Source organism: Dyella sp. AD56, from assembly GCF_002878475.1.
In the GTDB taxonomy this organism is placed as follows: domain Bacteria; phylum Pseudomonadota; class Gammaproteobacteria; order Xanthomonadales; family Rhodanobacteraceae; genus Dyella.
This window is the reverse complement of the sequence record NZ_NRDP01000001.1, coordinates 377,508-403,101: the sequence shown is the minus strand read 5'-3', so window position 1 is coordinate 403,101 and position 25,594 is coordinate 377,508. Positions and strand designations below refer to the sequence as shown.

21 protein-coding genes and 1 riboswitch are annotated in these 25,594 nt (G+C 62.8%); of the genes, 11 read left to right on the top strand and 10 right to left on the bottom strand.

The genetic code is table 11. The annotated features are described in order from the left end of the window. Positions 1–43: 43 nt before the first annotated feature. Entirely contained in the window at positions 44–628 is a 585-nt protein-coding gene (locus DyAD56_RS01765; RefSeq protein WP_102301003.1) for an adenylate kinase, read from the bottom strand. Positions 629–850: 222 nt separating this feature from the next. Between DyAD56_RS01765 and DyAD56_RS01760 the strand changes: the two genes are divergently transcribed. Beyond that, positions 851–1,279 carry a VOC family protein gene (locus tag DyAD56_RS01760; protein ID WP_102301002.1) on the top strand — a complete coding sequence of 143 codons (429 nt, stop codon included), beginning with the start codon at positions 851–853 and terminating at the stop codon, positions 1,277–1,279. 7 nt (positions 1,280–1,286) lie between these two features. After that, positions 1,287–2,561 carry a 6-phosphofructokinase gene (locus DyAD56_RS01755; RefSeq protein WP_102301001.1) on the top strand — a complete coding sequence of 425 codons (1,275 nt, stop codon included), beginning with the start codon at positions 1,287–1,289 and terminating at the stop codon, positions 2,559–2,561. 3 nt (positions 2,562–2,564) lie between these two features. On the opposite strand, the gene DyAD56_RS01750 is transcribed toward DyAD56_RS01755, so the two are convergent. Continuing rightward, positions 2,565–2,987: an alpha/beta hydrolase gene (locus tag DyAD56_RS01750; protein WP_233202245.1), complete on the bottom strand. Its 423-nt coding sequence runs from the start codon at positions 2,985–2,987 to the stop codon at positions 2,565–2,567. 114 nt (positions 2,988–3,101) lie between these two features. Continuing rightward, positions 3,102–3,332: a hypothetical protein gene (locus tag DyAD56_RS01745; RefSeq protein ID WP_102300999.1), complete on the bottom strand. Its 231-nt coding sequence runs from the start codon at positions 3,330–3,332 to the stop codon at positions 3,102–3,104. 170 nt (positions 3,333–3,502) lie between these two features. Between DyAD56_RS01745 and DyAD56_RS01740 the strand changes: the two genes are divergently transcribed. After that, on the top strand, positions 3,503–3,865 hold the full coding sequence (locus DyAD56_RS01740) for an RcnB family protein (protein ID WP_102300998.1): 363 nt from the start codon (positions 3,503–3,505) through the stop codon (positions 3,863–3,865). A 24-nt stretch (positions 3,866–3,889) separates the two neighbouring features. On the opposite strand, the gene DyAD56_RS01735 is transcribed toward DyAD56_RS01740, so the two are convergent. Beyond that, positions 3,890–5,242 carry a hypothetical protein gene (locus DyAD56_RS01735; RefSeq protein WP_102300997.1) on the bottom strand — a complete coding sequence of 451 codons (1,353 nt, stop codon included), beginning with the start codon at positions 5,240–5,242 and terminating at the stop codon, positions 3,890–3,892. Positions 5,243–6,360: 1,118 nt separating this feature from the next. Beyond that, positions 6,361–7,170, bottom strand: coding sequence for a hypothetical protein (locus DyAD56_RS01730; RefSeq protein WP_102300996.1), 810 nt, complete (start codon positions 7,168–7,170; stop codon positions 6,361–6,363). Between the two features lie 396 nt (positions 7,171–7,566). Here DyAD56_RS01730 and DyAD56_RS01725 point away from each other — a divergent pair, with 396 nt between their 5' ends. The 4 genes from DyAD56_RS01725 to ppa all read left to right on the top strand — a co-directional run bounded on the left by DyAD56_RS01725 (position 7,567) and on the right by ppa (position 13,696). Beyond that, positions 7,567–9,615 (top strand): sodium-translocating pyrophosphatase, encoded by a 2,049-nt coding sequence (locus DyAD56_RS01725; RefSeq protein WP_102300995.1) that lies wholly within the window; start codon positions 7,567–7,569, stop codon positions 9,613–9,615. A 207-nt stretch (positions 9,616–9,822) separates the two neighbouring features. Then, the gene (locus tag DyAD56_RS01720) at positions 9,823–11,874 is read left to right on the top strand and encodes a prolyl oligopeptidase family serine peptidase (RefSeq protein ID WP_233202252.1); all 2,052 of its coding nucleotides are present in this window, start codon (positions 9,823–9,825) and stop codon (positions 11,872–11,874) included. A 319-nt stretch (positions 11,875–12,193) separates the two neighbouring features. Then, a complete protein-coding gene (locus DyAD56_RS01715) occupies positions 12,194–13,030 on the top strand; it encodes a 2OG-Fe(II) oxygenase (RefSeq protein ID WP_102300993.1) in 837 nt (278 codons plus the stop codon). Positions 13,031–13,156: 126 nt separating this feature from the next. Then, on the top strand, positions 13,157–13,696 hold the full coding sequence (ppa, locus tag DyAD56_RS01710) for an inorganic diphosphatase (protein WP_102300992.1): 540 nt from the start codon (positions 13,157–13,159) through the stop codon (positions 13,694–13,696). 61 nt (positions 13,697–13,757) lie between these two features. Here the strand turns inward: ppa and DyAD56_RS23790 are convergent, their stop codons facing one another. The 3 genes from DyAD56_RS23790 to DyAD56_RS01700 form a co-directional block, all read right to left on the bottom strand. Continuing rightward, positions 13,758–13,934 carry a hypothetical protein gene (locus tag DyAD56_RS23790; protein ID WP_158241225.1) on the bottom strand — a complete coding sequence of 59 codons (177 nt, stop codon included), beginning with the start codon at positions 13,932–13,934 and terminating at the stop codon, positions 13,758–13,760. Positions 13,935–14,154: 220 nt separating this feature from the next. Continuing rightward, positions 14,155–16,032 (bottom strand): phosphomethylpyrimidine synthase ThiC, encoded by a 1,878-nt coding sequence (gene thiC / locus DyAD56_RS01705; RefSeq protein ID WP_102300991.1) that lies wholly within the window; start codon positions 16,030–16,032, stop codon positions 14,155–14,157. A gap of 139 nt (positions 16,033–16,171) precedes the next feature. Then, positions 16,172–16,265, bottom strand: a riboswitch (TPP riboswitch). Positions 16,266–16,333: 68 nt separating this feature from the next. Continuing rightward, positions 16,334–16,984 (bottom strand): TetR/AcrR family transcriptional regulator, encoded by a 651-nt coding sequence (locus DyAD56_RS01700; RefSeq protein WP_102300990.1) that lies wholly within the window; start codon positions 16,982–16,984, stop codon positions 16,334–16,336. A gap of 614 nt (positions 16,985–17,598) precedes the next feature. On the opposite strand from DyAD56_RS01700, the gene DyAD56_RS01690 reads away from it, so the two are divergent. Next, positions 17,599–18,258, top strand: coding sequence for a protein-L-isoaspartate O-methyltransferase (locus DyAD56_RS01690; RefSeq protein WP_102300988.1), 660 nt, complete (start codon positions 17,599–17,601; stop codon positions 18,256–18,258). 28 nt (positions 18,259–18,286) lie between these two features. Next, positions 18,287–19,621, top strand: a complete 1,335-nt coding sequence (locus DyAD56_RS01685) for a TolC family outer membrane protein (protein ID WP_102300987.1) — start codon at positions 18,287–18,289, stop codon at positions 19,619–19,621. A gap of 90 nt (positions 19,622–19,711) precedes the next feature. Here DyAD56_RS01685 and waaA read toward each other — a convergent pair whose 3' ends face one another. Next, positions 19,712–20,989, bottom strand: a complete 1,278-nt coding sequence (gene waaA, locus DyAD56_RS01680; protein WP_199178856.1) for a lipid IV(A) 3-deoxy-D-manno-octulosonic acid transferase — start codon at positions 20,987–20,989, stop codon at positions 19,712–19,714. A 126-nt stretch (positions 20,990–21,115) separates the two neighbouring features. On the opposite strand from waaA, the gene lpxL reads away from it, so the two are divergent. Next, positions 21,116–22,033, top strand: a complete 918-nt coding sequence (lpxL, locus tag DyAD56_RS01675; protein ID WP_233202244.1) for an LpxL/LpxP family Kdo(2)-lipid IV(A) lauroyl/palmitoleoyl acyltransferase — start codon at positions 21,116–21,118, stop codon at positions 22,031–22,033. A 93-nt stretch (positions 22,034–22,126) separates the two neighbouring features. Beyond that, positions 22,127–23,041, top strand: coding sequence for a DUF535 family protein (locus DyAD56_RS01670; RefSeq protein ID WP_102300985.1), 915 nt, complete (start codon positions 22,127–22,129; stop codon positions 23,039–23,041). 53 nt (positions 23,042–23,094) lie between these two features. Here the strand turns inward: DyAD56_RS01670 and DyAD56_RS01665 are convergent, their stop codons facing one another. After that, a complete protein-coding gene (locus tag DyAD56_RS01665) occupies positions 23,095–25,383 on the bottom strand; it encodes a protease pro-enzyme activation domain-containing protein (RefSeq protein WP_102300984.1) in 2,289 nt (762 codons plus the stop codon). Positions 25,384–25,594: the final 211 nt, after the last annotated feature.

Genomic DNA, 25,594 nt, shown 5'->3' with positions numbered 1-25,594 from the left:
GCCGCCCCAAAAGCATCGGGCCGCCTTGCGGCGGCCCGGGACATTAGCCGTTCGCGGCGGCCGATTCGCTGGCGAGCGCACGCTTGACGCGCGCGGTTACCTCGTCGAGCTCACCCACGCCGTCGACCACCTGCAGCTTGCCGCGGCGAGCGAAGAAATCGGCCACCGGCGCCGTCTGCTCGGCGTAGACCTTCAGGCGGTCACGCACCACGACCGGATCATCATCCTTGCGGTGCTCGGCAGCAAAGCGGATTTCGCAGCGGCCGATAATCACTTCGTTGGGCACGTCGAGCTTCACCACGGCATCCAGCGGCTGGCCGATCTTGGCCAGCAGATGATCCAGTGCGTCGGCCTGGGCCAGGTTGCGCGGATAGCCGTCGAGGATGAAGCCACCCTTCACGTCATCCTGCGAGAGGCGCTCTTCGAGCATGGCCAGCAGGATGTCGTCCGACACCAGCTTGCCTGCATCCATCACGGCCTTCGCCTTCAGGCCCGTCGGCGTGCCGGCAGCCACCGCCGCGCGAAGCATGTCGCCGGTCGAGATGTGCGGAATGCCAAGTTCCACCTTCAGACGCGCAGCCTGGGTGCCTTTGCCCGAACCGGGCGGACCGAGTAGGACGAGTCGCATAGTGCTCCAAGGTATCCACGAACCGCGCACGCTGCGGGCCCGTCGGATGCAAGAAAAGTGGCGTTCAAATTAGCTTCTGCGAGCTTTGGCGTCAAACCGAGAAAGCAGGTGAAAAACGGCAAGTACTTGTTGCCAAAAGGGTTAACCATGACACGCGAATGTCACAGGGACGCCGCCGTCGGGCCGGATTAAGCTCTGCCGATCCCTTTCGAGGAAAGCGCCGTGTCCACACCACAGATCCATATCGTCACACTGGGTGTCAGCGACCTGGCCCGTTCACGCCAGTTCTACGAAGCATGGGGTTGGAAGGCCTCTTCGGCCAGCAACGACAACATCGTGTTCCTCAAAGGCAGCGCGGGCGTGCTTGCCCTGTACGGGCGCGAAGCCCTGGCCGAGGACGCGCTGGCGGAAGACCTACCAACGGGCTTTGCCGCCGTCACGCTGGCCCGAAACGCCGGGTCGAAGGAAGAGGTCGACGAATGGTTTACGGCCGCCCTCGCCGCTGGTGCGCGCGAACTGAAGACGCCGCAGGAGGCGTTCTGGGGTGGCTACTCCGGCTACCTCGCCGATCCCGACGGGCACCTGTGGGAGTTCGCATTCAACCCGTACTTCGTGTTTGATGGAAACGGCAACCTCGCCCTACCGGATTGAGAAACCCATGGCAGTGAAATCCAAGTCCAAGCCTGCAGGCCGTCTGCTCTACGCCCAATCTGGCGGCGTCACCGCCGTGATCAATGCCACCGCAGCTGGCGTGATCGACGCGGCGCGCGCCAAGGGCGTGCCCGTCTACGCCGCGCATAACGGCATTCTCGGCGCCCTGCGCGAAGAGCTGATCGATACGGGCAAGGAGTCGAAAGCCGCCATCGCCGCGTTGCGCCATACGCCAGGCGGCGCATTCGGTTCGTGCCGCTATAAGCTGAAGTCGCTGGAGGCCAATCGCGCCGAGTACGAACGGTTGATCGAGGTCTTTCGCGCGCACGACATCCGTTGGTTCCTCTACAACGGCGGCAACGACTCAGCCGACACGGCGCTGAAGCTCTCGCAGATCGGCAAAGCGATGAACTACGACATCCGCTGCATCGGCGTGCCGAAAACGGTGGACAACGACCTGGCGGTCACCGACTGCTGCCCGGGCTTCGGCTCGGTCGCAAAGTACACGGCCGTCTCGACGCTAGAAGCAAGCCTGGACGTAGCCTCCATGGCGGATACCTCGACCAAGGTCTTCATCCTCGAAGTGATGGGTCGCCACGCAGGATGGATCGCCGCGGCCGCCGGTCTCGCTGGCGAAGGCGCGGACGCACCGCCGCACATCATCCTGTTCCCCGAGCGCGCGTTCAATGAGGCGGCTTTCCTGGCCAAGGTGAAGGCGACGGTGGAGCGCGTCGGCTGGTGCACCGTGGTCGCCTCTGAGGGCCTGCTCAACGCGGAGGGACAATTCCTCGCGGAAGCCGGCACGCGGGACGCGTTCGGCCACAGCCAGCTCGGCGGCGTGGCACCGGTGCTCGCGGCGCTGGTCAAGGAGAAGCTGGGCTACAAGTACCACTGGGCCCTGCCCGATTACCTGCAGCGCTCCGCGCGCCACCTTGCTTCCAAGACGGACGCCGACCAGGCCTATGCCGTCGGCAAGGCCGCTGTCGACTACGCGCTGGCCGGGATGAACGCGGTGATGCCGGTGATCGTGCGCACCAACGATGCACCGTACCGCTGGAAGATCGAGCCTGCGCCGCTGTCGAAAATCGCCAATCGCGAGAAGAAGATGCCGGCAGGCTTCCTCACCCGCGACGGTTTCGGTATCACGGCGGCCGCCCGGCGCTACCTCTCTCCGCTGATTCAGGGCGAAGCGCCGCTGCCCTATGGCAAGAACGGCCTGCCGCAATACGTGACGCTGAAAAACGCCAAGGTTACGCAAAAACTGGAGCCGTTCGGCCGGTAGGCATCATCGTAGGAAACGCTCCAGGCTCACCTGATAGTCAGCGTGATCCTGGATGCTGTTGTGCCCGGCGTCCGCCACCACCTGCAACGCGGGCGTCTGCCGGAAAGCGTGGACCAGTACCAGGGTGCGTGCGGCAGGAACTACTTGATCATCCTCTGCCTGGACCACCAGCACAGGGCAGTGGATATCGTTGACGTAACGCCATGATTCGAAGCGATCGCGCATCAGCACGTTCACGGGCAACCATGGAAAGTACCCCTCAGCCACGCGCACCAGGCTGTCGAATGGCGTCACCAGCACGAGGCGCTCCACCGGTCGCTTCGCCGCCAATTGGACAGCGACGCCGCTGCCCAGGCTGCGCCCGATCACCGCGACCTGTTCATGGGTCTGCGCCGCGCGATCGAACAGGGCTGACGCATCAGCCATCAGCGCCGCCTCGCTCGGCTTGCCTCCGCTCGCGGCATAGCCACGATAGGGCAGCAAATAGATCGTGCGATCCGGAAACCAGCGCGCCAGCTCTTCGCGTGAATCCTCGATGCGTTATCCATTCCCACCGAAATAAAGCAGCGCCTTCCGCTGCCCGGGGTTCATGACCCAACCACGCAGGCGGACGCCCTCATCCACCAGTTCGAAATCGGGCGCCTGCTGCACGCGCCAAGTCGTTTCGGGGTGATAGATCTCCTGCCGCTGTCCCAGATAGAGGGACACGCAGATGCCCGCATAGAGCACTACGGCCAGCGCCACCAACCCCAGCATCGCCCGCAAGAACATGAACGCCTCCCCAAGGATCCCTGTACATCGGTTCAGATGGATAAGCCAAGGCTGAAAGCTTGCACGACGCCTACGAAAAAACACATTCGACGTTCAGACGCAGATTTTTACGATGTGCTTGCCCGATACATCTGACGCATGGCGACGGCGGGCACTCCGAGGATGATGCGATGAAAACCCTTTCCAGCGTGTTCGTAGCCCTGGCATTGCTCGCCAGCAGTGGCGTGGTGTCGGCCGACCCTGGGCACGATCATGACCGAGGCCGAGGCCATTACGACGATCACGGCCGCGGGCACGACCGTGACCGTCACGGCCCATGGGAGCATCGCTACTACAGCGATCGTGGCTACTACGGCCGTCCACACCGCTGGGAGCGCGGTTACCGCTATGACGGCCCGATGTATATCGTGAACGACTATCGTGGCTATCGCCTTGCACCACCACCCTATGGCTACCGCTGGGTGCGCAATGACAGCAATTACCTGCTCGTCTCGATCGGCGACAACATGATTCTGGACATGGTCATCCGCTGATCGACAGACGCCACCTGCCGCCCTCTATCGTGCGAATCGTTCATGCTCACCCGCGGCGCTCATCGCCATGCGAAGACACTGACGATTGCGGCTTACCTCCTCGGACGCTCCTTCGCTCGCCTCCCAAGTGCCATAGCCCTGCTTCCAAAGGGCTACCAAGGCCATAGGCAGGTGACCACCAGCTCGCCACGCCTGCTCCGCGAACGAGCAACCGCTGCGGTGTTCGCGAAGGCGTAACGCGCTTTCAGCCAACAGCTGCAGCGCCCCTGCGTCGTTCGGCCCGGTCATCATTTCCAAGCATTTGGCGTAGACCGGACGATCATTTACCTCGTCAAGGGCCAGTAGCGCCTCGACCATGCATTGCAGCGCGCCGCGCATGAAGGTCGGCGTTCCCGTCAGTGGGCGGCTCAGTTCCACCGCGCGCTGGTATAGCGGCAAGGCTTCTTGCCGCCCCTTGTGCCGCGCCCAGGCCAGCACGGCGCGGCACGCCTGCAAGCGAAGATCCGGGTGTTGTTCGATGAAAGGAGCCAGAATCGATTCGACCTCCTCCAAGCGGGAGGTTTGCGAGGTGCCGTGTCCCAGTTCTGCGCGACCCAGCGCGACCAGAGCGAAAGCGCGCGCGTAGGTCACCTCCTCGTTCTCGCAGGATCGCAGACGTGCCAGCAAGGCATCAGCGTCGGCGTAGCGTTCCAGCGCAGCCTTCCCCACCGCCATGCCGGCCATCTCACAGAGCAACTCGATGCACACCCCAAGCACGGCGGCAGAGTGCTCGACCTTCATCGTTTCGGACCACGCTATGTGCAACCCTCGCAACCTCAGGCGACGCTCACTGGCGTTAAGGGCGGACACCTGGACGATCTGCAGTTCGGTCTGCAGGAGTGCTGCCCTCCAGTTCGGCGCCAAAGGCGACGACGCCCCACCCCGGACCAACAAAGCTCGAGCTTCCTCCAGGCGCTCCAAACTCCATGCGTCGGATCGTTCACGCAAGACCACACGAAGGACGCTTTGGAGTTGCCAGGCCGCTTCGGACTGCGGCCGATCGTCGTCCGCGAGAGCGGCACGCAAAATCCCTTCGGCCTCGAGCAAGAGCGCTTCATCCACCTCGGGGCCGATAAGCGCACGCACACGACACGCCTCGCCTAGTTGTAGGCGGGCCGCTGTGCCACGCTCAGCCGGTGGAATGCCCAACAGCGCATGGATGCCGGCGTCCATCATGCCTGCACGAATGGCTTCGTCCGGCTCCTCGTTGGCTTCCGCAAAAAGCTGAAGGCCAAACACGCGCTTTGCTTCCACATCATCAGGGTGGCGCTGCAAATGCGCTTCCAGTGCTTCCAATGACGCAACGGCGCCATCATTACCCGCACGCGGCAGACTCATCTGAGTATCTGGAGATTTGCCAGTTGGCTCGCGCGCAGCCAGTTCGTCAGCACCCAGCACCTTGAAGGCAAATACAGCGGCCGACGTTTGCGCCCCCGGACAGGGAAGGCGCGCCCACAGAGGCCACTCGAGATTGCCTGGCAACTTGAAGGAAACGCCGTTTCCTTCGCCCGTATCGACGGCAGCCCGGATGACTGATCTCTGGTGTCGCAAAGCGTCACCAGCCGGCCAAGTAGCACAGGCGCCACCAGGCGAGTTAAGTGCGTTGAACACCCGCACGGGAAAGTCCCCATCTTGGTCAATGGGAGGAGGGGTAAAGGCTACTGCCGGTACGGCATCGTGATCACGTAGGGAAGCTTCCATCTCCGCTTCGCCTCCATGCGAAGGTAGCACTGGCGTCGATGCGTCAGGCGTCGACACACCGTCCCAGCCAAGCGCCAGCACGGCAATTTCCTTATCCCTAGACTGCGGTTTCCGCGCCATCCTGTTGCCCCGCGCACCTTTGCGTCTCCCACGCGACTGCAGCCAGATACCCAGCAAAAGCGCCACAAATACCGCGATCCACAGACCGCGCTCTTCTACCAACCAAGACATCGAGAACGGTCCTTCCGAATGGATGCTCCTTTGCCCTGTGCGACCGTTTGCGACACCACCACTGCGTGCGATCTCAGTGGCAGCGACCATCGTCAACGCAGGCGCCTTTGTCGTTGCCAAGACGTCAGGAGTGTTTGTCGATACCGAAGGCTCTTCCGCCGATATCGGCCCATCGGTCATATACGGGTGTTCCGAGTCTGCGGCCCATGGCGCAAAACGCAAACGCGACGCGGGCAGCGAGTGCTCCCGGGCGGCGCGCTTTCTCCTTGCTGGCAACGGCGGGCCATCGGCTATAGCCACTCCCGCCGTACCGCCGGCAGGAGCTGGCCGCACGGCAACCGGAGCTGTCTCGACGAAAGGCACCTCGAGAGGCAATACGGTGGCTCTCACATCGGCCCGTTTGACTCCCGAACATGCCACCAGCAGTGCGCAAGCCGACACGATCATGCCTCCGACCAGCGACTCTCGCCGCGCCACGGCCTCGCTGAGGCGATCGTAGACCGGCGACGCTCGCTTCACCTTGCTCAGAGCTCGTGCAGGTGGACGAACTCTGCTGCTGCATCGCGATGCGTCGCGATGACATTCTGGCTGACCCAACCGGGGAAGATGTTGGATCGGCTATTGGCGAAATTGCCGGCGCTGTACAAATACGGCAGGTGAGACCAGCAGCGATATCCCCTGGACTTCAACGCGTCGATCTCCCGCGTGGCCAGGTCAGCATTGGATAGACGGAAATAGATCGTGGGGTTGTGCGTGCGCAACGTGCCTTCGGCACCCGTAAGCATGGGCAGCAAGCCGCCACCACGATTGACCTTGATGAGATGCAATTTATCCAGTCGCAGGTTGTCCACAGATACCTCACGGCTGACTTCCTCGGACTGTTCATCCGAAGCCGCGAAAGTAACCGTCGCCCCTCCGCTCTCGCCAAGTGCGGCATGAACCGGATACACATTGCGAAGACCGTTGAGCGCCAGCGTGGAGCAAAGCTCAATGTGTTCATAGCGGCGCGGCTCGACCACATGCACCTGGCCGGTGTCGCCGACTAGCTTGGAGAGACACAGAGTATGTGCTCCATATTCCGCGCCGTACTCGAGGACGACCTGACCCTCGTCGATCAGTGCGCCAAGGGTATCGAGCTCCTGCTCGACCCATTCACCATAAGTGGACAACGAGCGCGCCACCGTGTCCTTGGCGCCATTGTCGAGCACAAGGCCGTACCGCGTATGCCAGAACGTCGGCTTTGCTTCGCGGTTGGATCCAGTGGGTGCACGTGCGGGTTTTGCAGAAGCCGGGATTGCGGCGGCAATGTCGGAATTAGCCTGTTCTTCGTTCATGACGTTCTCTTCAGAATACAAATGATGAATTTGACCCCGAGAGTATTGAGCGAAGAACCGCTCGAATTGATCTAAGGGATTTCTGAAAAGTGATGTAACGCCACCCATCCGTGTGGCGCGTCCGCCCACCTCATGTTCTATCGGAACGCTGTAGACCAGCGAGGCGATGAAGGGTCCCCAGAAGGGCTCATCCAGATCAAAGCCTATTCAGGGGCAATAGCAGGACTTCTCGGATGGCAGCATTTCCACGAGAAATGCCCCAGCGCTGCGCCGCACAACATAGAAATTCACATCCGTTGCCTATACTCACCCGAGACCGCCCCACAGGGGCGGCCGCCGTGTCGGGGTGCCGGTGGCGGCCCCGACCTATGTATTACCACTCATGGGGAGGCTCCGATGCTGCAGCAGTATGGCGTGTGGATCGTGCTGGCATGTGCGGTTCTGGCGGTTCTCTACGGCGCACTGTCCGTGCGCTGGATCTTGGCTAAATCGCCGGGCAACGCACGGATGCAGGAGATCGCATCGGCGATCCAGGAAGGTGCGAAGGCGTATCTCAATCGCCAGTACGCCACCATCAGTGGCGTAGGCGTAGTGTTGTTCTTCGTCATCGGCTTTGCCCTGGATTGGGGTACCGCGATCGGCTTCGCGATCGGCGCGGTGCTGTCCGGTGCGACCGGCTATATCGGCATGAACGTCTCCGTCCGCGCCAACGTGCGCACGGCGGAAGCCGCACGCCATGGCCTGGCATCCGCGTTGAACGTGGCCTTCCGCGGCGGTGCCATCACCGGCATGCTGGTGGTGGGTCTGGCCCTGCTGGGCGTCACGGGCTACTACGTGGTGCTGGGGCACATGGGCTACGAGACCATGCGCGCGCTGCATGCACTGGTGGGCCTGGCCTTCGGCTCGTCGCTGATCTCGATTTTCGCACGTCTGGGCGGCGGCATATTCACCAAGGGTGCGGACGTGGGCGCTGACTTGGTCGGTAAGGTGGAAGCCGGCATTCCCGAGGATGACCCGCGCAATCCTGCCGTGATCGCCGACAACGTGGGCGACAACGTGGGCGACTGCGCCGGCATGGCCGCCGACCTGTTCGAAACCTATGCGGTGACGCTGATCGCCACCATGCTGCTCGGCGGCGTGATGGCTGAGCAGACCGGTAGCAATGGGGTGTTGTATCCGCTGGTGCTGGGCGGCGCCTCCATCGTGGCGTCGGTAATTGGCACCTTCTTCGTGAAGGCGCGCGGCCCCAAGATCATGAACGCGCTGTACGCCGGCGTGGCGGTCTCCGCGGTACTGGCCGCCATCGCGTTCTGGCCCATCACGAGCCAATTGATGGGTGAATCCGCTTACGGAGTGAGCCGCCTGTACGGCTGCGCGATCATCGGCTTGGTGCTGACGGGCGCGATGGTGGTGATCACCGAGTACTACACCGCCACCGAGTACAAGCCGGTGCAGCACGTGGCGCAGGCGTCCACCACGGGGCACGCGACTAACATCATCGCGGGCATCGGCGTGTCGATGAAGTCCACCGCGCTACCGGTGCTGGCAGTCTGCGCGTCCATCTGGGGCGCGTATCAGCTAGCTGAGCTATATGGCATCGCCATCGCCGCCACGGCCATGCTGAGCATGACGGGCATGATCGTGGCGCTCGATGCCTATGGCCCCATCACCGACAACGCCGGCGGCATCGCCGAGATGGCCGAGCTTCCGCCGGAAGTGCGCGCAGTGACCGATCCGCTGGACGCGGTGGGCAACACCACCAAGGCGGTGACCAAGGGCTACGCCATCGGCTCTGCCGGCCTGGCGGCGTTGGTGTTGTTTGCCGACTACACGAATAACCTCAAGCAGCATCTCAACGTCACCGACTTCCGCTTCGACCTGTCCAACCCGTACGTGATCATCGGCCTGCTGATCGGCGGCCTGATCCCCTACCTGTTCGGCGCCATGGCGATGGAGGCCGTGGGCCGTTCGGCGGGCGCGGTGGTCGAGGAAGTGCGCCGCCAGTTCCGCGAGATCAAGGGCATCATGGAAGGAACCACCAAGCCCGATTACTCGCGCGCCGTGGACATGCTCACCAAGTCAGCCATCAAGGAAATGCTGATTCCCTCACTGCTGCCCGTACTGGTACCCGTGGTCGTGGTGTTTGGCTTCAAGTGGCTGGGCGGCCCCGAGGCAGGGGCACAGGCGCTGGGCGGCGTACTCATCGGCACCATCGTCACCGGCCTGTTCGTGGCCATCTCCATGACCACGGGCGGCGGCGCTTGGGACAATGCCAAGAAGTACATCGAGGACGATCATTTCGGCGGCAAGGGCTCGGACGCACACAAGGCGGCCGTGACCGGCGACACCGTGGGTGATCCGTACAAGGACACAGCGGGCCCAGCAGTAAACCCGTTGATCAAGATCATCAACATTGTCGCGCTGCTGTTGATTCCGCTGCTGTAACTGCAGGCGTTCGACACACCGGCCCCTTTCCGCCCAAGGAAAGGGGCCGGTGCGTTTTAGCCGCACCACGGCCCTGACTTTAGTCACGCGCGCCATGCCGCAGTGCCGGCCACACTCGGGCTTTCGGCCACTCACACCCAAGGACAACGCATGACATCCAAGACTCCGCTCTGGCTGGCACTCGCGCTGGGCATCACACTAGGCGGCATGACGCACGCAGCCGACACCATCAGCCCCGCCGCCAAAGATCCCAACCTCTGGCTGGAAAACATCGACGGCACTAAGCAACTCGACTGGGTCAAGCAACAAAACGCCACCACGGTGAAGAAATACGCCGACAGCGCTGAGTTCAAGCAACTCGATGCGCGTCTGCTCGAGGTGCTCGATTCGCATGACCGCATCCCCATGGTCAGCAAGATGGGCGACCACTTCTACAACTTCTGGCGCGACAAGGAACACCCCAAGGGGCTGTGGCGCCGCACGACGCTGGACGAATACCGCAAGGACAGCCCGGCGTGGGAAACGGTAATCGATCTGGATGCGCTCTCGGCCACCGAAAAGGAAAACTGGGTGTGGCACGGCGCCGAGTGCCTGAAGCCCGAATACCGCCGCTGCACTGTGTTTCTCTCGCGCGGCGGCGCGGACGCCAGCGTAATGCGCGAGTTCGACCTCAAGGACAAGCAGTTCGTAAAGGGCGGCTTCGAGCTTCCCGAAGCCAAGCTGAGCGTGGACTGGATGGATATCGACCACCTCTACGTCGCTACAGACTTCGGTCCGGGCTCCATGACCAAGTCGAGCTATCCGCGCATCGTGAAGGAATGGAAGCGCGGCACGCCGCTCTCCAGTGCAACCACGGTGTATGAGGCCAAAGAAGACGACATGTCGGTCTCCGCGGTGCGCGACCAGACGCCTGGTTTCCAGCGGGACCTGGTGACCCGCCAGATCGCCTTCTACGACAGCGAGACCTTCTTGCGTGGCAAGGACGGCAAGCTCACCAAGATCGACGTGCCCGACGATGCCAACGTCGATGCACATCGCGAGTGGCTGCTGGTGGAGCCGCGCAGTGACTGGACGGTAGGCGGCAAAACGTACAAGTCGGGCTCGCTGCTCGCCGCGAAGTTCGACGACTACATGGCAGGCAAGCGCGACATCACCGTGCTGTTCGAGCCCAGCGACACCACCGCACTCGACGGATACTCGTGGACGCGTCACCACCTGATCCTCAACGTGATGGACAACGTGGTCAACAAGCTCGAAGTGCTGACGCCCGGTGATGGCGCGTGGAAGCGTGAGCCACTGGGTGGCGCGCCAGCGCTCTCCACGATTGCTGCGGGTGGTGTGGACGACGACACCAGCGACGACTACTTCCTCACCGTGTCCGGTTTCCTGCAACCCACCACGCTCTACTACGGCACGCTTGAGCAGGGCGACGCGCAGGCCATCAAGCACAGCCCCAGCTTCTTCGATGCATCGAAGTACACGGTGAGCCAGCATTTCGCCGCGTCGAAGGACGGCACCCGTGTGCCGTACTTTGAAATCGCCTCGAAGAACCTCAAAGCGGATGGCAAGAACCCCACCCTGCAGTATGGCTACGGCGGCTTCGAGGTGTCCTTGCAGCCCGCCTATAGCGGCAGTGTCGGACGTGCCTGGCTCGAGCAGGGCGGCGTGTACGTCATCGCCAACATCCGTGGCGGCGGCGAGTATGGCCCGCGCTGGCACAAGGCAGCCTTGAAGGCCGACCGTTTGCGTGCCTACGAAGACTTCGCCGCGGTGTCGCAGGATTTGTTCCAACGCAACATCACCTCCCCGCAGCACTTGGGCGCGATGGGTGGCAGCAACGGTGGCTTGCTGATGGGCAATATGCTCACGCTGTACCCGCAGCTCTATGGCGCTGTCGTGAGCCAAGTGGCCCTGCTGGACATGCAGCGCTACACGCACCTGTCGGCGGGCGCCTCCTGGATCGCCGAGTACGGTGACCCGGACAAGCCGGCGGAATGGGCATGGATTCAGAAATTCTCGCCGTACTTCAACGCCAAGGCCGGGCAGAAGTACCCGCCGGTGCTGTTCACCACCTCCACGCGCGACGACCGTGTGGGCCCGGTGCACGCGCGCAAGATGGCCGCGAAGCTCCAGTCGCTCGGTTACGACGCCAGCTTCTACGAGAACATCGAAGGCGGTCACGGCGCGGCGGCGGACAACAAGCAGGCCGCTTTCATGAGTGCGCTGGGTTACACCTACCTATGGGATCACGTGAAGTAAGCGACGCTCCTGCGTACCATGGTGCGCTGGCATAAGCCGGCGCACCATGTGGGCCTGTTGACGCTATAGGTGTAACTCGCGTTGCTTGTCCGAGGTCGTTCAGTGGTAGCGCGCGGCGCAGCCCTGGCTGGTGGCCAGGGCAAGACGTGGGCTGCCGCTGGGCGGCCTCGGACAAACAACCCTCCGGGCCGGGTCTTTTTGCCCACCATACGGCGTCATCACTCAGTCGTGTACGGACGTACACTCCTTCACTCTTCCTTGTCTGGCGCGCAAAAAGATCCCGGCGCGAGTCACACCTATAGCGTCAACAGGCCCTTGCATGAGCAACCTCACGATCCGCCCCGAACTACGCGAATGGATTCTTTCCACCAGCCGCTCTGGCTGCAGCCTCAGCGACCTGCTGAAGATGCTCAAGGATGCCGGCTACGGTGGTGAGCAGAGCCGCCAGATCGTCGCCCGCGTGCTGAACTTGCCCTTGGCCGCGGTCATCGCCGCAGCGAAGAACAAGGTGGTCGGCGCACGAACCCGCCACCCGCAGGCGCCTTTGCAAACGGTCGGCGACCATCCGGTGAAGATCACCGTCAGCACCGATGCGCCAGTGGTGCGCGTGCTGGAGAACCTGCTTACGCCCGAGGAATGCGACGGGCTGATGGCCGAAGCGACACCCCGCCTGGCCCGCTCGCTTACCGTGGACGTTGACGGTCGTCACCAGACCGACCAGCGACGCACCAGCCAAGGCATGTTCTTCGGCATCGGCGAGACGCCCCTCGTGCAGCGGATCGAGCAGCGCATCGCCGACCTGCTCGCCATTCCCGTCAACCACGGCGAAGGCCTGCAGATCCTGCATTACCAGGCGGGCCAGGAATACGAGCCACATTTCGACTGGTTCAACCCCGAGCAGCCAGGCTTCTCCGCCATCACGGCGCGCGGTGGTCAGCGCATCGCCAGCGTAGTGATGTACCTCAACACGCCGGAGGAAGGCGGCGGCACGGCCTTTCCGCGCATCGGCCTTACCGTTACGGCCATGCGCGGTTCAGCCGTCTATTTCGCCTACGACACCGGGGACGAAGCGTCGCTGCATGCGGGGCTGCCCGTGATCAAGGGCGAAAAATGGATCGCCACCAAATGGTTACGGGAACGCCCGTACCAAGCCTAAGCACCGCCGAGGGCCCGTCTCACGCTGAACTGCAACCGGGCCACGAGGCGGCCAAACTGCTGCGATGCACCACCTTTTGCCGTAGAATTTCAAGTCTTTGCACTCACTACGCCTAAGGACACGCACATGGGTCTGCACCTCGTACCCGCCGGCCGCAAGGTTCCGGACGAAATCAACGTCATCATCGAAATCCCCAAGGATGCGGAGCCCGTCAAGTACGAGGTGGAGAAGGAAAGTGGCGCGATCTTTGTCGACCGCATCCTGTCCACGCCGATGCGCTACCCGTGCAACTACGGCTACGTCCCGGGCACGCTCGGTGGCGACGGTGACCCGCTCGACGCGCTGGTGATTCTGCCGTTGCCGCTGGTGCCGGGCTCGGTGATCCGTTGCCATCCGGTCGGCATGCTGAAGATGACCGACGAAGCCGGCAGCGACGAAAAGCTGGTGGTGGTGCCGGTCGAGAAGATCTTCGCGGGCTACGCGCATATCAAGGACATCAAGTCCGTCTCGGGCCACTGGCTTGAGCGCATTGGTCACTTCTTCGAGCATTACAAGGATCTCGAGAAGGGCAAGTGGGTAAAGATCGAAGGTTGGGTCGGCGCCGACGAAGCCAAAGCTGAGATCCTCAGCGGCATCGAGCGCTACAAGGCCGACAATAAGGCCTGAGTCTCACGCGCAGCATTAAAATGAAACGCCGCCCTCGGGCGGCGTTTTTTTGTGCCCTATGTCAGGTCGTTGAGGCATCCGCGGTTGCGGTGGCTGCCTGCCCCGGGAAGGAGCCGCCATCATCCATGCCAGTCACCCACCACATCACGGCGCTGGCCAGCAGGACGCCTAGCGCCAGGGTGGCGAGCACGGTGCTGAGAATCACATGTCCCTGGCGGGCGTTGTCTGGTGTCGACATGACGCGTCTCCTGGTGCCGATGTGATTATTCCAACGCGCGTGTCGTCCTTCCGATGACCGAGGCGTGCATGCCCAGTGTCTTTCAGGCAACGGAAAACGGCCGGGGTTCAAGCCGGCCGTCGGTCGCGTCGCAAAATACTTCGGCCAGGCACATCCCTGCGAAGCACATCGCGCGTTGTTCCGGCAGCCCTGTCGCTACCGGAACAACGCCAGCTCGTCGTCAGGCCTTGTGATAGACCTCAGAGCCTTGCTGACGGAACTCGGCGGACTTCTCCGCCATGCCTTCTTCCAGTGCGTTCTCTTCACCCGTGCCGTGCTCGGCCGCGTAGTCGCGCACGTCCTGCGTGATCTTCATCGAGCAGAACTTCGGACCGCACATGGAGCAGAAATGCGCGCTCTTGTGCGCATCTTTCGGCATCGTCTCGTCATGGAATTCCTTCGCCTTTTCTGGATCGAGGCCAAGGTTGAACTGGTCATCCCAACGGAACTCAAAGCGAGCCTTGGACAGTGCGTTGTCGCGCACCTGCGCACCCGGATGGCCCTTGGCTAGATCCGCCGCGTGTGCGGCGATCTTGTACGCAATGATGCCGTCGCGCACGTCCTGCTTGTTCGGCAGGCCCAGGTGCTCCTTCGGCGTCACGTAGCAGAGCATGGCCGTGCCAAACCAGCCGATCATCGCTGCGCCAATAGCGGAGGTGATGTGGTCGTAGCCCGGTGCGATATCGGTGGTCAGTGGCCCCAGCGTATAGAACGGCGCTTCGTGGCACTTCTCCAGCTGACGCTCCATGTTCTCCTTGATGAGCTGCATGGGCACATGGCCGGGACCTTCGATCATCACCTGCACATCGTGCTTCCACGCGATCTGCGTGAGTTCGCCCAGCGTGTCCAGCTCACCGAACTGCGCGGCGTCGTTGGCGTCGGCAATGCAGCCCGGACGCAGGCCGTCACCGAGGCTGAAGGACACGTCGTACGCCTTCATGATCTCGCAGATGTCTTCGAAGTGCGTGTAAAGGAAGTTTTCCTTGTGGTGCGCGAGGCACCACTTCGCCATGATCGAACCGCCGCGCGAGACGATGCCCGTCACACGCTTAGCCGTGAGCGGCACAAAGCGCAGCAGCACGCCCGCATGGATGGTGAAGTAGTCGACGCCCTGCTCCGCCTGCTCGATCAGCGTGTCGCGGAAGATCTCCCAGGTGAGGTCTTCGGCCACGCCGCCGACCTTCTCCAGCGCCTGGTAGATCGGCACCGTACCGATCGGCACCGGCGAGTTGCGGATGATCCACTCGCGCGTCTCGTGGATGTGCTTGCCGGTCGACAGATCCATCACGGTGTCGCCACCCCAGCGGATCGACCACACCAGCTTTTCCACTTCCTCGGCGATGCCGGAGGACACCGCGGAGTTGCCGATGTTCGCGTTGATCTTGGTGAGGAAGTTACGGCCGATGATCATCGGCTCTGCTTCCGGGTGGTTGATGTTGGCCGGGATGATGGCGCGGCCGCGGGCCACTTCATCACGCACGAATTCCGGCGTGATCAGCTTGGGCAGCGCGGCGCCGAACGACTCGCCCGGATGCTGGTTGCGCAGCGCGCTTTCATGCAGCGCCTCGATGCGCTGGTTCTCGCGGATGGCGATGTATTCCATTTCTGGCGTGACGATGCCCTGTCGCGCGTAGTGCATCTGCGTAACGTTGGCGCCGGCCTTGGCGCGATGCGGGGCGCGCGTCGCGGTGAAGCGGAAGGCGTCGAGCTTCGGATCGGTGGCGCGCTGGCGTCCAAAGGCCGAGCTCAGGCCAGTCAGCTGCTCGGTGTCGCCGCGCTCGGCGATCCAGGGCGCGCGCAGGGCCGGCAGGCCGGTAATCAGGTCCACTTTGTAGTCAGGGTCCGTGTACGGGCCCGAGGTGTCGTACACGGTGATCGGCGGGTTCTCTTCGCCACCGAACAGGGTAGGCGTCTGCGCCTGGCAGATCTCGCGCAATGGCACCTTCAGGTCGGGGCGGCTGCCCTGCACGTAGATCTTGCGCGAGCCCGGGATCGGGCGCGTCACGGCTTCGGAGAGTTCCTGCGCGGCGCGCGCGAGGTCATTGGGCAGGGCATTCATCGGCAAGATCCGTCGGGGCTAAAAGCCATGTCCCCAGAAGGGACGTGCTTTTGTTGAGGAGTCCGCACAGGGGTGTGCGGGGTGTTGCGAATGGATTCGCATACCAACAACAGAAGCGACGGCGCCCAGATATGCCCTAGGGCATACGGGCGAAGCTCCCTACAGCGGTACTAGCCGCATCAGGTTCGAAGGGACTCTCTCAGCCGGTTATTCCGGCACCCCCGCTTCACGCCTCTATTTGAGCACGAAGCGGAGGAGGCCGCGAGTGTGGCGGCCTCGGCGGACCCGGAAAGGGCTCCGATCAGCGGGGCAGATAGGCCCGCAGGAACATGTCCACACCGTCGCGGGCGGTCTGCTCCAGCTCCGCGGTGTAGGACTGCACGCACTCTTCGCAGCCGAACATGCGGCGCATGAGCATTTCACCCTTGATCAGGGAGATGAACTGGCCCGCGGCGCGGGTGATGTTGGCGATGTCCAGCTTGCTGTCGTCAACCGCCTGTTGCAGGAGCCGTTTCATGAGGCCCTGGGTGCGATCGGGACCTTCCTCCCACAGCAGCTTGCCGTAGCGGGGGTTGCCCTGACGGCAATCGCTGAGGATGGCGCGGAAGGTGCCGACGTTCTGGACGTCACAGTCGAGGCGCACGTGGTGGAGGGCGATGCGCTGCAGCGTCTCGCGGATGTCCTCGGCCGGATCGTAGTGGTAGGTGTCCTCGGGAATGAGGTCCTGGATACGGGCGCGGATGACCTCGCGGAACAGGTTGTCCTTGTCGCCAAAGTGGCTATAGACGGTGAGCTTGGATACACCCGCTTCCGCCGCCACGGCGTCCATGCTGGTGCCGGCGAAGGCGTTGCGGATGAACAGGGCCTTGGCGGCCTCAAGGATCGCCGCGCGCTTTTCCATGTCCTTGGGACGGCCGGGCCCCTGAGGCTTGGTCTGCGGGATCGTGCTCATGGCTATACCTTCACAAATGGCTTCACAAATGGGTAACGCCCGTTTAGTATACGCGGCGGTTTAGTTATTTTCCATGGCCAAGATACACGGCTTCGTTCATGTCGACCACTATCGCCGAACTTTCCCTTAGCCCAGCCTACCGCCTTGCTCAACGTGCGCTCGCCCTATGGCTTGAGCATGCGGCTGGAGGCGCGCGGCAGGCGGCCTTTTTTGGCGCGAACGGCCCTATTCGGGCTGGACGCAGTCGAACGGGCCCGTATCGCCCGATGGCTGGCCTGGCTGGAGGTGGCGGCGCAGAGCCGCGCCCTCGCCTCGCCGGCAGCTCGTATCCAGCGCCTTGACGCATCCTTGCATCAGGCTATGCAAGATGCATTAGCGCGCCTGCCCAGTCAGACGGCTGTCGCACACAAGGGGAACCATAGGCGCAGTGCCCGAGTGTTTTATGGCTAAGTGTCCGCGGACACCGCGCCACACATGACTTCCGTCAACCGAGTGCGGTGACTTCCGGCACTTCGTAGCGTATGGACGAGACTGCAGGCTTTGCACATTGTCGGAAGATGGCTAAGCGCTTATGATTTTTAGCCTTTTTCCGATTCAAATTGGGACGTAGCAACATGGCGATGAACTTCGAACAGGCGCGAGTGAACATGGTGGAGAACCAGGTGCGCCCCTGGGAGGTGCTGGATGCCCGCGTACTCGATGTGCTGGGCACCGTGCGCCGCGAGGATTTCGTTGCCCCGGAGCACCGCAAGCTGGCTTTCGCCGACCTCTGCCTGCCGCTGGGGCATGGCGAGGTGATGATGAAGCCGGTGCTTGAGGGCCGCGTGCTGCAGGCGCTCGAGTTGACGCCGAACGACCAAGTGCTGGAAATCGGCACGGGTTCGGGCTTCCTTACCGCATGCATGGCCAAACTCGCCGGCCACGTCACCAGCCTGGACGTTCATGCCGACTTCGTCACCGCTGCCGGCGCGCGCCTGGCAAATGCGGGCATCAGCAATGTGAAGCTTGAAGTGGGCGAGGCTGTGAATGCATGGCAGCCGACCGGATTGTTTGACGCGCTGGTAGTGACCGGCGCGGTGTCCCAGATTCCGCAGCGCTTCCTGGGCTGGCTGAAGCCGGGTGGCCGTATGCTGGTGGTGCGCGGTGAATCGCCGGTGCAGCACGTGCTACTGCTGACCCACGAAGGCAACGGCCGCTATCGCGAAGAGTCGCTGTTCGAAACCGACCTGCCGTATCTGAAGCACGCCGAGCCGCCGCGTCGCTTCGTTTTCTGACCTTATTTCCCTATACATGAGGCAACCCATGCGCTTGAAGCTTCTGACCCTTGCCCTGGCCCTGTCGGCGTTCCCGCTGGCCGGCCACAGCGAGGATTTGCTGGATGCATACCGAGAAGCCCGCGCCAATGACCCGGTGCTGTCGCAGGCGGAAGCCACGCGCCTTGCCATCGGTGAAGGCGTCACTCAGGCGCGTGCGTTGATGCTGCCGCAGCTCAATGGCAGCTTCGGCCTGACGCAGCAGTCGACCGGCAGCCAGTCCAGCAACGGCCTCATCGTCAGCGATACCGGCCATTCGCGCACACGCTCGGTGTCGGCCACGCTGACGCAGTCGATCGTGGACCTGAGCCAGTGGGCCAACCTGTCGGCTGCCAAGTCGCAGGCCTCTTCACAGGACTCCGCCTACGACGCCTCGCTGCAGAACCTGTACGTGCGCGTCACCACGGCCTACTTCGGCGTGCTGACCAGCCAGGATGCGCTGGTGTTCGCCAAGGCCAATGAAGACGCTTACAAGGAGGCCTACGACCAGGCCGACCAGCGCTTCAAGGTGGGCCTGTCCGCCATCACGGACGTCTACCAGGCCAAGTCGTATTACGAGCTGGCCAAGGCCCAGACGATCTCTGCGCAGAACACGCTCAACGACGCCAGGGAAGCGCTGACGCAGATCACCGGCAAGCCGGTAGGCGATCTGAAGAAGCTGCGTGAAGACCTGCCGCTGACGCCGCCGAATCCGGCCGACCCGAACACCTGGGTGCAGGCTGCGCTGCAGTCGAACGCCACGATTCAGTCCAACCAGTACACGGTCCAGGCTGCCGAACACAGCATTGATGCGGCACGCGCTGGCCATCTGCCGACGCTCGACGCGTCCGTGCAGCGTGGCAAGAGCACGAGCTGGTTCGAACAGGCCAGCGCAGCTGGCCTACGTGGCAACGGCCAGTACGGCACGACGGTCGGTCTTTCGGTGAACATCCCGATCTTCTCTGGCGGCGCCACCCAGTCCAAAGTACGTCAGTCGATCTACCAGCGTGACGAAGCGCAGGATTCCCTCGAATCCACCCGCCGCCAGGTAGTCCGCGACACGCTCAACTATTACCGCTCCGTGATTGCCGGCATCAGCCAGGTGGAAGCCAACAAGGCCTCGGTTGATTCCGGCCAGAAGGCATTGGAAGCAACGCGCGCCGGCTTCGACGTGGGCACGCAGACCATGCTGAACGTGCTCAATGCGATTCAGACGCTGACCCAGGCCGAGAGCAGCTACTCCCAGTCCCGCCACCAGTTGGTGCTGGATCAGTTGGAGCTGAAGCAGTCGGCTGGCTCCATCGACGTGAAGGACATGGAACTGGTCAATACGATGCTGCAGTAAGACAGCACCCCGCTACACGCAAGAATGACGAGGCCGGGCTAGTCCCGGCCTCGTTGCATTCGGCATTTGGATCGGCAGCCGCCTGGACGTCTATTCCTGTAGCAGGCCGTCGATCATCCCCATCACGCGCTTGACCGCGCCACGCTCGCTGTCGAACACGATACGAGCCGCCTCACCCATGCGTTTGCGCTGGGGCGGATCACGCAGGAGCTGGAGCAGGGCTGCGCCGAGATCCTGCGGGGTATTCACGCGCGATGCCCCGCCCTCGCCGATCAGGGTCAGCGTGATCTCTTCGAAATTGAAGGTATGCGGCCCCACCAGTACAGGGGTCGACAACGCGGCAGGCTCCAGTACGTTGTGTCCACCGATGGGCACAAGGCTGCCGCCGACGAACGCGAGATCGGAGCCCGCATAGAACGGCATCAACTCGCCCATCGCATCGATCACGAACACCTGGTGGGCGGCGGAGGGCACGCGATCAGCGCTGCGCGTCCCCACCGTAAAGCCCAGGCTGCGCGCCGAGCTTTCGACCAACTTGAAGCGCTCGGGGTGGCGCGGCGCGATCAGCAGCAACGCGTCGGGCAAGCGCGTGAGCACCTCCAGATGCGCCTCGAGCACGGGCAGCTCTTCACCTTCGTGCGTGCTACCAGCGATCCACACAGGACGCAGGCACCCCCATTGCTGGCGCAGTTCCTCACCCTTGCGCTCGGCGTCGTAGGGGACGGGCATGTCGAACTTCAGGTTGCCGGTGACCGTGATCTTCTCGCGGTCTGCGCCAAGTTCGCGGTAGCGCGCCGCATCGGTGCGCGACTGTGCAGCGATCTGATGCACGCATCGGAGCGCCTGCGCCACCAGGCCACCCATCGGCTTGTAGCCGCGCAGTGAGCGCTCGGAGAGCCGCGCGTTGACGATCATCAGGGGAATACTGCGACGCCGGCACGCAAAGTACAGATTCGGCCAGATCTCGGTTTCCACGATGATGGCTAGGCGCGGCCTTACCCGCTTAAAGAATCGCGAGACCGCAAACGGCAGGTCGTAAGGCAGGTAGACATGGAACACGCTGTTGCCGAACAACTGCCGCACACGCTCCGAGCCGGTGGGCGTGACCGTGGTCACCACCAACGGGGCATTCGGATAGTCCGCCTGCAAGGCTTTGATCAGCGGCTCGGCGGCATTGACCTCGCCCACCGACACCGCATGCACCCACAGGCTGCCTGTGAATCCAGGTGCTTCGAAGAAGCCGAAACGCTCGCGCCAACGCTTGTGGTAGTCGCCATAGCGCACGCCACGCGCCAATAGCCGCAGCATGATCAGCGGCGTCACCAGATACATGGCGAGGGTGTAGAGATAGCGCAACGGCAAGCCCATCGGATGCGGTGGGCCAGTATATCGGCTCGCGCCCCGCGTCCCCGTCATAGCCGTGCGGCAAGGAAATCACCGCGTGGCGGCTCGCCTCGCTTTCCCCACTTCCCTACAATGCTGGCGATGCCTGGCATGCCCCGTCCCACGTTTACCCGCTCCCTGCTCGCTCCGATGCACTGGCCCGCCTGGCTGGGAGTTGGCGTGATCTGGCTCATCGCCCACCTGCCGCGCTCGTGGCTGATGGGGCTTGGACGCGGCCTGGGCTGGCTGGTGCAACGCGTGCCCTCCCCTCGACGCCATATCGCAGAGGTGAACATCGGCCTGTGCTTTCCGGAATTGTCCGCAAAGGATCAAGCCGAGCTGGTGGATGCGCACCTGCGCGACATTGGCCTGATGATGATGGAGTTCGCCCTGGGATGGATGGGGAGCGAACGCGCCATCGCCAAAGTGCCGGTGACCATTGAAGGCCTGGAGCACCTCGAAACCGCACTGGCGCAGGGCAAGGGCGTGCTACTCGTAGGCGGCCATTTCTCGCACCTGGAGTTGTGCGCGCGACTGGTCTCCCAGCGCATCCGCATTTCGGGCATGTATCGCCGGATGGATTCGCCCGTGTTCGAGTGGGCCGTACTGCGCGCGCGGCTCGATTACGCGGAAGCCATGTTCGAGAAGGACGACATCCGCGGCACGGTGAAGCACCTGCGCAACGGCGGCACGCTCTGGTATGCACCCGACCAGGACATGCGCAGCAAGGACAACGTGTTCGTGCCGTTCTTCGGAGTATCAGCGGCCACCATTACCGCCACTCATCACCTGGCCCGGCTGTCGGGCGCGCGGGTGATCCCGTTCTACCATCGCCGACTGCCCGGAAACGCAGGCTACGCGTTGAAGTTGGGCGCACCGCTCGAACAGTTCCCAAGCAAGGACACGCTGGAGGACACCGCTCGCGTCAATGTCTGCATCGAAGACATGGTGCGCGCCGCTCCCGAGCAATACCTGTGGGTACACAAGCGTTTCAAGACCCGGCCCGACGGCGCGACATCGGTCTACTGAAGGCCCTACGTCGAACGACAGGGCGCGACGACAGATTGATGACAGTCTGTCCGTGTAAAAACATACGAATCTTTTTCCCACGATTCACCCCACATGACTTTCCGGCTGTTTCTGCGCTCGCTGCGCCAACGCCGCGATTGGCGTGGCTCGCCCTCAAAGTGCCTCGCCGCCGGCCTGAAATACATCGCCCGTAGTGCCCGCATGGCGCGTCGGCAAGCCTCATGGCTGGCCGAGCTGTATGGCTCGCCGCGATTGACCTCCATCCTCGCGCACGACCCTCGTCTGCACGAACGCTGGCACCATCACTACATCAATCGCCGCATGGGGCGAGGTGAGCGCTTGGCTATCATTAGCCAGCACTACCGCTTCGCCTTCCAGCAGCTACCGCAGGCGATGATCGATGACGTGTATTTGCACGGTCGCCATACGCTCGGCGCACTCACGCTGAAGGACGGCAGCGAATTGCTGCTGGAGCTGCGTCGCCCGACCGGCCGCAGTCGCGAAGGCGAGCTGGCGCTATGCCTCGCCAACACGCAGGGCCAGATCCTTTCGTCCGCCATCTTCAGCATCGCTGACGAAGGCAAGGCCCTGCTGATCGGCTGCCTGCAGGGCGCAGCCGCCGAGCTGGGCCGCGAAGCGGTGCGCGAACTCACCAAGCAATGCTACGGCCTGCGGCCGAAGAACCTGTTGTTCTCGTTGCTGCTGGCCTTCGGCTCGTTCACGGGCGCCACGCGGATCTACGGCGTGAGCAACCTCACGCATCCGTTCGCCGGTGAGGCCGACAAGATCAAGGCCGACTACGACAGCTTCTGGGAAGAATGCCAAGGCGTGCTGCAGCCGGACGGCTTCTTCGCATTGCCTATCTCGGAACCGGAACGCGACGAGTCGCAGGTGGAAAGCAAGCATCGCTCCGCCTTCCGTCGCCGCGAAATGCTTCGCCGCGAAGCCTGCGCGCGCCTGCTGGCGGCGCTGCGCGATCAGCCGCTGCCGTTGTCACAGGCCGCCTGACGCCGTTCGCCGCGACATCCCCGGCACGCACGCCGGGGATGTCTTGGTGACGCTTACTGCACGTTGACGAAGGCCTTCCAGGCCTTGAGCAGGTTATTGGCGTCCACTGAGCCGAGGCCCGACGCAAAACTCCAGCCCTGGCGCGCCGCGAACGCTTCCGTGGTCGCGTTGTACTTGCTGGTGCTGGTCGAAGTCAGACCCAACTGGATCGGTCCCAGGTACGAGTTCGGCAACGCACCGTAGTAGTAGCAGTCCGGCGTGACCACGTTGGGCAATTGCTGCACGCACTGTGTCGCGATGCTGCCCCGCGTGACATTGTGGAACACGCACTTGCTCGTGCCCTTGGTGCCATTGTCCGCATTGCACGCAGCCAGCGAGGCCGGCGGTGCGCCCTTCGCGCCGCCGTACTCATCCGAGGCGAGCACATACAGCGTCGGCGCAGCATTACCCTGGTTCGGCGACAGTCCCTTCGCCGCCAGCCCCTGGTCGATCAATGCCTGGATACCCGCAAACATCGGTGACGACAATGACGTACCACCGATCAACGCGGTGCTGCCGGTAAAGCCCGGCGTGCACGGGTACGCCTGTGCGCACACGATCACCCAGGTTGAACCGCCATAGGAACCGCCAAACAGCGCCACGTCTGGCACATCGCGCGACTGGTCCTTCGCCGCGTTATAGACCAGCCGCTGCCATACCGGTTTCGCATCCACCGACGATGGACCACCGCTGCCCGCTTCCGACGTGATGTAGTAGCCGTTCGGATCGAAGCTCAGGTACGCCTTGCAGAATGCCAACGACGTCGCGTAACCGAGCGACTTCGCCGCCACTTCGTTGCCGCACGACTGGTTCCACGGGATCTCCGGTACATACGACAGCGCCGAACCGTAGACCGCGTTGTACGTCGAGCTGAAGTACTTCTTCGTAGTGCCGTCGAGAATATCAGCCGTATCGGTACCGCCGACTACGGTGTCGTTCGGCGACGTGCCGAAGGCATTGGCGTCAATGCCCACACCATTGATGAAGCCGCCGTTGAAGCTCGGGTTGGAACCCGAGTCGCCGCTGGATACGAACACGGAAATGCCTTCCGCATCCGCCTGTGCCCACATCAGGTCGATGGCATGCTTGCTGGCCGCATCGGTAAAGCCTTCGCCGTAGCCATAGCTTGCGCTGATGACGTTGGGACGAGTGGTTCCGTTGATCAAGTTGGTCGCGGCGGTGAATACGCCACCAAAGAAGTTGCTGGAATTGGAATCGTCGCAACTGGCCAACCAGATGTTGGCACCAGGAGCCAACGCAGTGGACCACTCGGCATCGAGCAAGGCCTCGAAGTCGTCCTCGCCAGGAACAGCGATGGTCGGATCAATGCAATTGGTAAAGCCCGTGGCTTGCGGCTGGAACTGCTTGAACGTGCCGCCGTAGCTGGTCAGTGCAAACTGACTTACGAAGTTGCTCCAGTCACTCGGCACCATGGAGCTGTCTTCGACCAAGGCGATGGTAATGCCCGAGCCGGTCAGACCAGCTGCATAGAGCTTGTCGGTACCGTAGATCTTGGCCATGTCATACGGCACCAGGCCACGCGCACCGTTGGTGAAGTTCACCGCCTGCGGCGTCACGCCGATGGCATTCGTCTTCGGCTTTTGCACATCGAAGCGCTGCGTGCTGGCATTGAACTGCCCGTACGTCGGCTTGGTGTGCTGTGCCTGTGGGTGAACATCGTTGAGGCCGGCGACACCTACCACCACGCTCTGTAGTGCCTGCGGAATGCTGATATCACTGGCATTGGCAATGTGCGAGGCATTGTTGATCGTGTAGCGGTTCATCTGCGTGTGGAACGCCCGCTTGACTTGACCCGCGTTACCGCTGAAGTCGATCTGCGTCTTGTTGGCGTACACGCCGTTGACAGTGAAGCCCTGCGACTTCAGCCATCCGCTGACGGCCGCGATGTCCGCATCGGAAATGCCGAAGGTCTGGCCAAACTGCTCAGGCGTTACCCATTGGCGGAACTTGGACGACGACGGATCGTGTTGCGCAGCGATCAGCGTCTCAAGGGCGGCCTGCCGCTTATCACTACGCTGCAGGATCAGGTTCATATGGTTCATGGGGGTCGCGTCATCCACGGCTTTCGTGGCGACCGACTTGTCGACGATGCTCAGGTGGCTCTGCTGCAGTGTCGATGTCACGCGGCTATCGACGGTTTGCGTCACCCTGGACGCTTCCGCTGTGTTGAGGCCGGCGAGCGCTGCGTTCTGTGCAGTGCCCGATTGTGCCGACGCGATAATCGGCGTACCCGCAAGGACCAGGCTAATGGCCGCAAGCAGACTCAGGTGCTCGTGTTTCATGCAATGTCTCCGTGATGTGATCCATTGAGAACAAACAAGCTCCCCCTGTTCTGGTAAAGACCACCGATGCTTCCTTCCTACCCTCCTTCCCGATTCGCGCTATGCATCAGACACACACGCCCGTCGCGCCACCGTGCCGGCGACACGCTTCATTGCTGTACAGAAAAATCACCCTAACCCCGCACGGGAAAGGCATCCGTTGCCCATCCGC

What these genes read in the sequence shown, in the direction of transcription:
- DyAD56_RS01700 (WP_102300990.1), bottom strand. Translation starts at nt 16,984, where the DNA reads ATGAGCACGATCCCGCAGACCAAGCCTCAGGGGCCCGGCCGTCCCAAG.
- lpxL (WP_233202244.1), top strand. Translation starts at nt 21,116, where the DNA reads ATGCCCCGTCCCACGTTTACCCGCTCCCTGCTCGCTCCGATGCACTGG.
- thiC (WP_102300991.1), bottom strand. Translation starts at nt 16,032, where the DNA reads ATGAATGCCCTGCCCAATGACCTCGCGCGCGCCGCGCAGGAACTCTCC.
- waaA (WP_199178856.1), bottom strand. Translation starts at nt 20,989, where the DNA reads ATGGGCTTGCCGTTGCGCTATCTCTACACCCTCGCCATGTATCTGGTG.
- DyAD56_RS01730 (WP_102300996.1), bottom strand. Translation starts at nt 7,170, where the DNA reads ATGAACGAAGAACAGGCTAATTCCGACATTGCCGCCGCAATCCCGGCT.
- DyAD56_RS23790 (WP_158241225.1), bottom strand. Translation starts at nt 13,934, where the DNA reads ATGTCGACACCAGACAACGCCCGCCAGGGACATGTGATTCTCAGCACC.
- DyAD56_RS01735 (WP_102300997.1), bottom strand. Translation starts at nt 5,242, where the DNA reads ATGAGTCTGCCGCGTGCGGGTAATGATGGCGCCGTTGCGTCATTGGAA.
- DyAD56_RS01745 (WP_102300999.1), bottom strand. Translation starts at nt 3,332, where the DNA reads ATGTTCTTGCGGGCGATGCTGGGGTTGGTGGCGCTGGCCGTAGTGCTC.
- ppa (WP_102300992.1), top strand. Translation starts at nt 13,157, where the DNA reads ATGGGTCTGCACCTCGTACCCGCCGGCCGCAAGGTTCCGGACGAAATC.
- DyAD56_RS01720 (WP_233202252.1), top strand. Translation starts at nt 9,823, where the DNA reads ATGACGCACGCAGCCGACACCATCAGCCCCGCCGCCAAAGATCCCAAC.
- DyAD56_RS01685 (WP_102300987.1), top strand. Translation starts at nt 18,287, where the DNA reads ATGCGCTTGAAGCTTCTGACCCTTGCCCTGGCCCTGTCGGCGTTCCCG.
- DyAD56_RS01665 (WP_102300984.1), bottom strand. Translation starts at nt 25,383, where the DNA reads ATGAAACACGAGCACCTGAGTCTGCTTGCGGCCATTAGCCTGGTCCTT.
- DyAD56_RS01740 (WP_102300998.1), top strand. Translation starts at nt 3,503, where the DNA reads ATGAAAACCCTTTCCAGCGTGTTCGTAGCCCTGGCATTGCTCGCCAGC.
- DyAD56_RS01750 (WP_233202245.1), bottom strand. Translation starts at nt 2,987, where the DNA reads ATGGCTGATGCGTCAGCCCTGTTCGATCGCGCGGCGCAGACCCATGAA.
- DyAD56_RS01725 (WP_102300995.1), top strand. Translation starts at nt 7,567, where the DNA reads ATGCTGCAGCAGTATGGCGTGTGGATCGTGCTGGCATGTGCGGTTCTG.
- DyAD56_RS01690 (WP_102300988.1), top strand. Translation starts at nt 17,599, where the DNA reads ATGGCGATGAACTTCGAACAGGCGCGAGTGAACATGGTGGAGAACCAG.
- DyAD56_RS01765 (WP_102301003.1), bottom strand. Translation starts at nt 628, where the DNA reads ATGCGACTCGTCCTACTCGGTCCGCCCGGTTCGGGCAAAGGCACCCAG.
- DyAD56_RS01715 (WP_102300993.1), top strand. Translation starts at nt 12,194, where the DNA reads ATGAGCAACCTCACGATCCGCCCCGAACTACGCGAATGGATTCTTTCC.
- DyAD56_RS01670 (WP_102300985.1), top strand. Translation starts at nt 22,127, where the DNA reads ATGACTTTCCGGCTGTTTCTGCGCTCGCTGCGCCAACGCCGCGATTGG.
- DyAD56_RS01755 (WP_102301001.1), top strand. Translation starts at nt 1,287, where the DNA reads ATGGCAGTGAAATCCAAGTCCAAGCCTGCAGGCCGTCTGCTCTACGCC.